At 27.7% G+C, this 6,597-nt stretch carries 4 protein-coding genes and 1 tRNA gene; 4 read left to right on the top strand and 1 reads right to left on the bottom strand.

Annotation, left to right across the window (positions count from 1 at the left end; translation table 11 throughout):
• Window positions 1–629 precede the first annotated feature (629 nt).
• From BPEN_RS03250 to pgi, 3 genes are all read left to right on the top strand, one after another.
• A tRNA-Ile gene (locus BPEN_RS03250) sits at window positions 630–703 on the top strand.
• 326 nt (window positions 704–1,029) lie between these two features.
• Window positions 1,030–1,944, top strand: coding sequence for a homoserine O-acetyltransferase MetA (gene metA, locus BPEN_RS03245; protein ID WP_011283166.1), 915 nt, complete (start codon window positions 1,030–1,032; stop codon window positions 1,942–1,944).
• A 480-nt stretch (window positions 1,945–2,424) separates the two neighbouring features.
• Window positions 2,425–4,080 carry a glucose-6-phosphate isomerase gene (gene pgi, locus BPEN_RS03240; protein ID WP_011283165.1) on the top strand — a complete coding sequence of 552 codons (1,656 nt, stop codon included), beginning with the start codon at window positions 2,425–2,427 and terminating at the stop codon, window positions 4,078–4,080.
• A 94-nt stretch (window positions 4,081–4,174) separates the two neighbouring features.
• Here the strand turns inward: pgi and rsmD are convergent, their stop codons facing one another.
• On the bottom strand, window positions 4,175–4,762 hold the full coding sequence (gene rsmD / locus BPEN_RS03235) for a 16S rRNA (guanine(966)-N(2))-methyltransferase RsmD (RefSeq protein ID WP_011283164.1): 588 nt from the start codon (window positions 4,760–4,762) through the stop codon (window positions 4,175–4,177).
• A 394-nt stretch (window positions 4,763–5,156) separates the two neighbouring features.
• Between rsmD and ftsY the strand changes: the two genes are divergently transcribed.
• Complete coding sequence (gene ftsY, locus BPEN_RS03230; protein ID WP_011283163.1) at window positions 5,157–6,083, top strand: signal recognition particle-docking protein FtsY; 927 nt, start codon at window positions 5,157–5,159, stop codon at window positions 6,081–6,083.
• The last annotated feature ends 514 nt before the right edge of the window (window positions 6,084–6,597 follow it).

The following is a 6,597-nucleotide window of genomic DNA, read 5'->3' as shown; positions in this document are numbered from 1 at the left end:
ACAAAAACCTCATTACATAACCCAACAACAAACCCAGTAAAACGATCCTTCAAAATAGAGAAGAATTTTTTTTCAGTTGCATTCCACACCGCAACCACCCAACGAAAGCTCACCCTTAATCAGCAGCCACATCCAAGTACGAACTCCCACCAACCAACTCTTATTTACTTTACCATATACACATATGTATGTGTATATGTATACCCGTTGACCGAACATTTTAACAATTATATTTAAAAAAGTTGAAAAATTCAATGAAAAGAATAGATTAAATTATCTGCTTATTGAAGATAATTTGAAATAATATTGATTATTGTATGTTGTTAGGATTGTATTATTGAGGATTGTTATAGTAATATATAAAATATTAGAAATAAAAATTTGAAAACAGGTTATTATTGTTTAATAATTTTTTCTTAATAACTAAATTTATGGAAATATTTGAATTAATATTTTGAGTTATGTTATTGTGAAAGACGGGCTCATTCTATTTAAATAGTAAATATATATGCGTTAATATGTATTCCATTTTAAATGAATAAGTAGTTTTGTAATCAAACTTAATACATAATTATACGTTGTAGTTAAAGGTTATGGAAAGAACATTGATAATATTTTATATTAATTACAGGCTTGTAGCTCAGGCGGTTAGAGCGCACCCCTGATAAGGGTGAGGACAGTGGTTCAATTCCACTCAGGCCTATCATGAATTGATGTACGTAATAGTAGATAATGAGAAATGTTCAATAGGATTTATATCCTATTTATATTTTGTTTGCGCATGTTCAATGAATTACTATTAACTACGTGTTAACTATGTTAGACATATGGATTACAAATTATCCGTGATACTTAGATAATGATTTTTTTGTATTTTACTCAATACGTGTTGAAAAAAAATTAATTTTATAATTATGATTCCATCTTTGTGATGGATGATGGGAATTTGTGATATGTATATAGGTAAAATAAACAATTTAAAACTAAATAAATTTAAAACATACGTATACATATTAAGGTTACGACATTATGCCAGTTCAGGTATTAAACAGGTTGCCTGCGATAAAAATTTTACAAAATGAAGATGTTTTTGTTATGCAAAAATCACGCAATACTTTTAAAGAACAGAGTTCTTTAAAAGTATTGATTCTTAATTTAATGCCAAAAAAAATTGAAACGGAAAATCAATTATTACGTTTATTGTCAAATTCTCCCTTACAAATTGATATTCAATTATTGCGTATAGATGGTCATATCCCTAAAAACACACCTGTTGAGCATTTAAACAACTTTTATTGTAGTTTTCCAGATATCCGATATAAAAACTTCGATGGTTTAATTGTAACTGGTGCTCCTTTGGGATTAATTAATTTTGAAAATATAACCTTTTGGCCTCAAATTGAGCAATTATTTTTATGGGCAAAAGAACATATTAATTCGATATTATTTATTTGTTGGGCAGTACAGGCGGCTTTAAAAGTGCTATACAATCTTCCTAAATTTACTCGGAAACGTAAATTAGTGGGAATTTACCAACATAATACTATAAATTCACATGCACTTTTAACAAAAGGATTTGATGAAAAATTTTTAGCTCCTCACTCTCGTTATTCGGATTTTCCTAAAGATATAATTTATCGGAACACAGATTTAGAAATTTTAGCAGAATCTGATGAAGCAGGTGCATATTTGCTTATGAGTCAAGACAAGCGTTTAATATTTATAACTGGACATCCAGAATATGACGCGATGACTTTATCTCAGGAGTATTATAGAGATTTAAAATTGGGATTAAGTCCAAAGCTGCCAGATCATTATTTTCCTCAAGACAATCCTAATTTAGTTCCTAAGATCAGTTGGAGAAGTCATGCGTATTTATTATTTGCAAATTGGCTGAATTATTATGTACAACAAAATGTCATAAAACATTTAAGTTCTTTCTGAACAGGTTGAGTGAAATGAATAATAAACTATCATATTTATTCTGTAAAATTAACTTATGAAATATAAATTCAAAAAATTATAAATATTTTAAAATTATATAATTTCCTCAAAACTATAGTTTTGAGTTTGTTGTTATTGTGCATACAAAAGATTATGTATTTTTTTTTTGATGTTTATCTGAGATCGATGATATTGGTTGGTGTATAAAAGTGTATTTATACATAATCAAGAATTTTTCAATTTGCATAAATATGTGCAGATGTATACTATATTGATATAGAAATAAATGGTTAATTTTGTATATTTATTTTCCTGTATAAATTTTCACCATATTTATACACGTGAGGTACGATAATTATATATATAAATCGGTTACTACATTTATGTAGTAACCTGAATGAGTTATGGCGCGTTGAATAGTTTGTTTTAAATTTAATTTTTATTCACTTACTTTTGTGATAGAGCATAAGAAAATGAATTATGAAAAATATAAATCCTAATCGTACACAAGCTTGGAAGCATCTCAAACAACATTTTGACGATATGAAGAGCACATCAATTAACGATTTGTTCAATCAAGACAAATATAGGTTTGCTCATTTCTCTAAAACATTTAATAATGAAATTTTAGTGGATTATTCAAAAAACTTAATCACGAACGAAACTATTATTAAACTAATATCTTTGGCTATTGAATGTGATCTGATAGAAGCCATTTCAGATATGTTTCATGGGGAAAAAATTAATTGTAGTGAAGATCGTGCTGTATTACACATAGCTTTAAGAAATATAAAAAATACGCCAATTTTAGTGGATGGATTCAACGTAATGCCACAAATAAATGCAGTACTAAATAAAATGAAACAATTTTGTAATCGGGTTATTCAAGGTAATTGGACAGGTTACACGGATAAAATAATTACAGATATTGTTAATATAGGTATTGGCGGTTCCAATCTTGGGCCTTATATGGTAACTGAAGCATTAAAGCCATATCGAAATCATTTAAATATGCATTTTGTCTCTAATATAGACGGCACACACATTTTTGAGACATTAAAAAATTTAAATCCAGAAAATACACTATTTGTAATAGCATCAAAAACTTTTACTACGCAAGAAACTATGACCAATGCGCTTAGTGCACGTAACTGGTTTTGTAAAGCTACTTCTGATGCACAACATATATCGAAGCATTTTATAGCATTATCCACAAATACCATAGCAGTGCGTAAATTTGGTATTGATCCATCAGAAAATATGTTTAAATTTTGGGATTGGGTAGGCGGGCGTTATTCATTGTGGTCAGCAATTGGCTTACCGATAATGCTATCAGTAGGAGTGAGCAATTTTGAGTTATTGCTGACTGGAGCCCATGACATGGATATACATTTTTATAGCACACCGTTACATGAAAATCTACCAGTAATTCTAGCGCTTATTGGTATTTGGTACAATAATTTCTTTCAAGTTGAAACTGAAGCTATTTTTCCTTATGATCAATATATGCACCGTTTTACAGCATATTTACAGCAAGTAAATATGGAATCTAACGGAAAATGTGTAGATCGCAATGGATGCCCTATTACATATCAGACTGGCCCTATTATATGGGGAGAACCTGGGACTAATGGACAACATTCATTTTATCAATTACTTCATCAAGGCACTAAAATGGTTCCATGTGATTTTATTGCACCAGCAATTAGTCATAATCCTATATCTGATCATCATGAAAAATTAATATCAAATTTTTTTGCTCAAACCAAAGCGTTGGCTTTTGGAAATACACATCTAACATCAATGCAAAAATATATACAATCTAAAAAAAATTACAAACATGAACAATGTATAGTTCCTTTTAAGTTATGTAAAGGAAATAATCCTAGTAATTCTATTTTAGTTAAAAAAATTACTCCTTATACTTTAGGAGCTTTGATTGCTTTATATGAACATAAAATATTTACACAAGGCATTATTTTTAATATTTATACTTTTGATCAATGGGGGGTAGAATTAGGAAAACAATTGGCTGACAGTATTTTACCAGAATTAAAATATGAAAGTATGATTTCTAAAAATCATGACAGTTCAACTTATGGTTTAATACATTGTTACAAATCCTGGTGTGGTTAATGCAATTTTTTGATGTATAAAAAAGCTACATCAAATTGTGGTAGACGTGTGAAATAACATGTTTTGAGTAGTGTTTTTATTATATTCAAACATTCTATGATCTTCTTAAAAAAAGATAATACATGACATTCCGAGTAATTTTTTTATGATATAAAATCCAATAATTCGGAATTATACTAGTATTAAAAATGTTTCTTTTTTTTGAAGTTTCTATATAAATCCAAGATTCTTTTTCCAATAGATTGGACCTTTCTAATAAAAAAATAACTTCAGGTATAATATTATTTTGAAAAGGAGGATCAAGAAAGATGACATTATAAGTCGTAGTCGATTGTTGTAACCAAGAACGACAATCAGTATATATTATTTCACTGTTATATGCTGAAAAAGACTGCATGACTTTTATCAATGCAGTAATACAAATATGATTATTATCTAAAAAAGTTACTTTATTAGCTCCTCTAGACAATGATTCTAAACCTAATGCACCGCTTCCAGCAAAACAATCTAAACACACCGCTCTAGAAATAATAGGATTAAGCCAACTAAATAATATTTCACGCATACGATTAGTAGTTGGACGTATCTTAGAATGCCGAGTAATTGGTATGTTTCTTCCCTTCCATTTACCGCCAATAATCTTAATTTTTCTGGATACGCCTAAATGTAATTTATTTTTCACACATCCACTATATTTCTGTATATATTAAAATAATAATTCACAAGATATTTTTATTTTTTGAAATGAAAAGATTTTTATTATGAGTCATGAATCATCAATTTGTTTTTATGCTATATAAATCTAATTACTTATACATAAACTATAGAAGTTTGACAATTATAGTTTCTAATGTTTTGTATATCTACAACCCATTTGTTTTTTGTTATACTCTTCATTAGTTGTATTTGCGTCTGCAATTATGTGTAGTGTATTACATGTAAATATTTTGTTTTTTTGAAAAAATACAAAATAAACAATATTAATGAAAATTGATTAACAAAGTATGTAATAAAAACATCGAAATAAATAAAAAATAACATCGTATATGTTAATGATAATTATGAGGTAAATATATATGAATCGTGCATATAATTTATTTAATAGACTGAAACAGAGTTTGTTGAATACTCGAAAAAAATTGGGTGATAATATAATAGAGTTAATTCGTAATAAAAGAATTGATACTGTTATTTTAGATAAAATTAAGAATCAATTATTAATCGCAGACATCAATATACATACTACCCAAAAAATCATTAATAATTTGAGAAATTATATTAGTTTTAATACTAATTGTAATGAACAATCTTTTCACGATGCATTACGTAATGAAATGTTAAAAATAGTTACACTCATCGATAGACCATTATTTTTACAAGAAAAAAAACCATTTATTATATTAATGGTAGGGGTTAATGGTGTTGGAAAAACTACTACTATTGGAAAATTAGCACATTATTACCGATTAAAGAATAAAACTGTAATGCTAGCAGCAGGAGATACCTGTAGAGCCGCAGCTGCAGATCAGTTAGAAATTTTGGGAAAACGTAGTGGTTGCATCGCAGTCATCACAAAAAATACTACTTCTGATTCTGCTTCAATAGTTTTTGATGCCGTTAAAATAGCTAAAATAAAATCTGTTGATTTACTTATCATAGATACCGCAGGTAGATTACAAAATAAAATATATGCTATGGAAGAACTAAAAAAAATTATTAGAGTAATAACAAAAATTGATGCAACGGCACCTCATGAAACCATGTTAGTTCTTGATGCCAATATCGGACAAAATTCTGTAAATCAAGTACGCATGTTCAATGAAGCTATTAAAATTACAGGAATAGTTATGACCAAATTAGATGGTAGTGCTAAAGGAGGAACTCTTTTATCTATTGCTGATCATTTTTCCATACCAATACGATATATTGGGATAGGGCAAAATATTGATGATTTGCAACCATTTAAATCACACAATTTTGTTGAAGCTATTTTAAAAGAGTAAACTCAATAACAAAAAACGCTACTTATAATTTAAGTGGGTGTTTTTAAAAACAAGATTATTAATCTGAATAGCAACAAAAATATTATTATAAATAATTATTGAAAATAATGCTATTCATATTTATGATGTTTTCTGAGGATTTTAATTAAAAGAGACTAAGTTTAAATAATTAAAATAGTATTTATGATGTATTGAAGTAGAAAAGTCATAAAACCCAGAATATTAATTAAAAATAAAATTTGAAAATAGTATAGATTGACAACAAAAAACGAATCGACCGCATCTGTTGGCATCTGTTTATTCTGTACATAATCCACGCATCATCAATGTTCACTTACAATTCAGATTATACTAAAATTATCTATGAAGTGTTTGATGTTATTAAGAATAATGATTAGTTATAATAGGTAATTTATGATATATTATATATAATTAAAATTAGCAATAAAATCAATGATGATTACGTTAATAATATACACTATTTAAGTGTCATACATCATTCTGTTGTTGATAC

The organism is Candidatus Blochmanniella pennsylvanica str. BPEN (genome assembly GCF_000011745.1).
Lineage (GTDB): Bacteria > Pseudomonadota > Gammaproteobacteria > Enterobacterales > Enterobacteriaceae > Blochmanniella > Blochmanniella pennsylvanica.
This window is presented reverse-complemented; position numbering and strand designations above follow the sequence as displayed.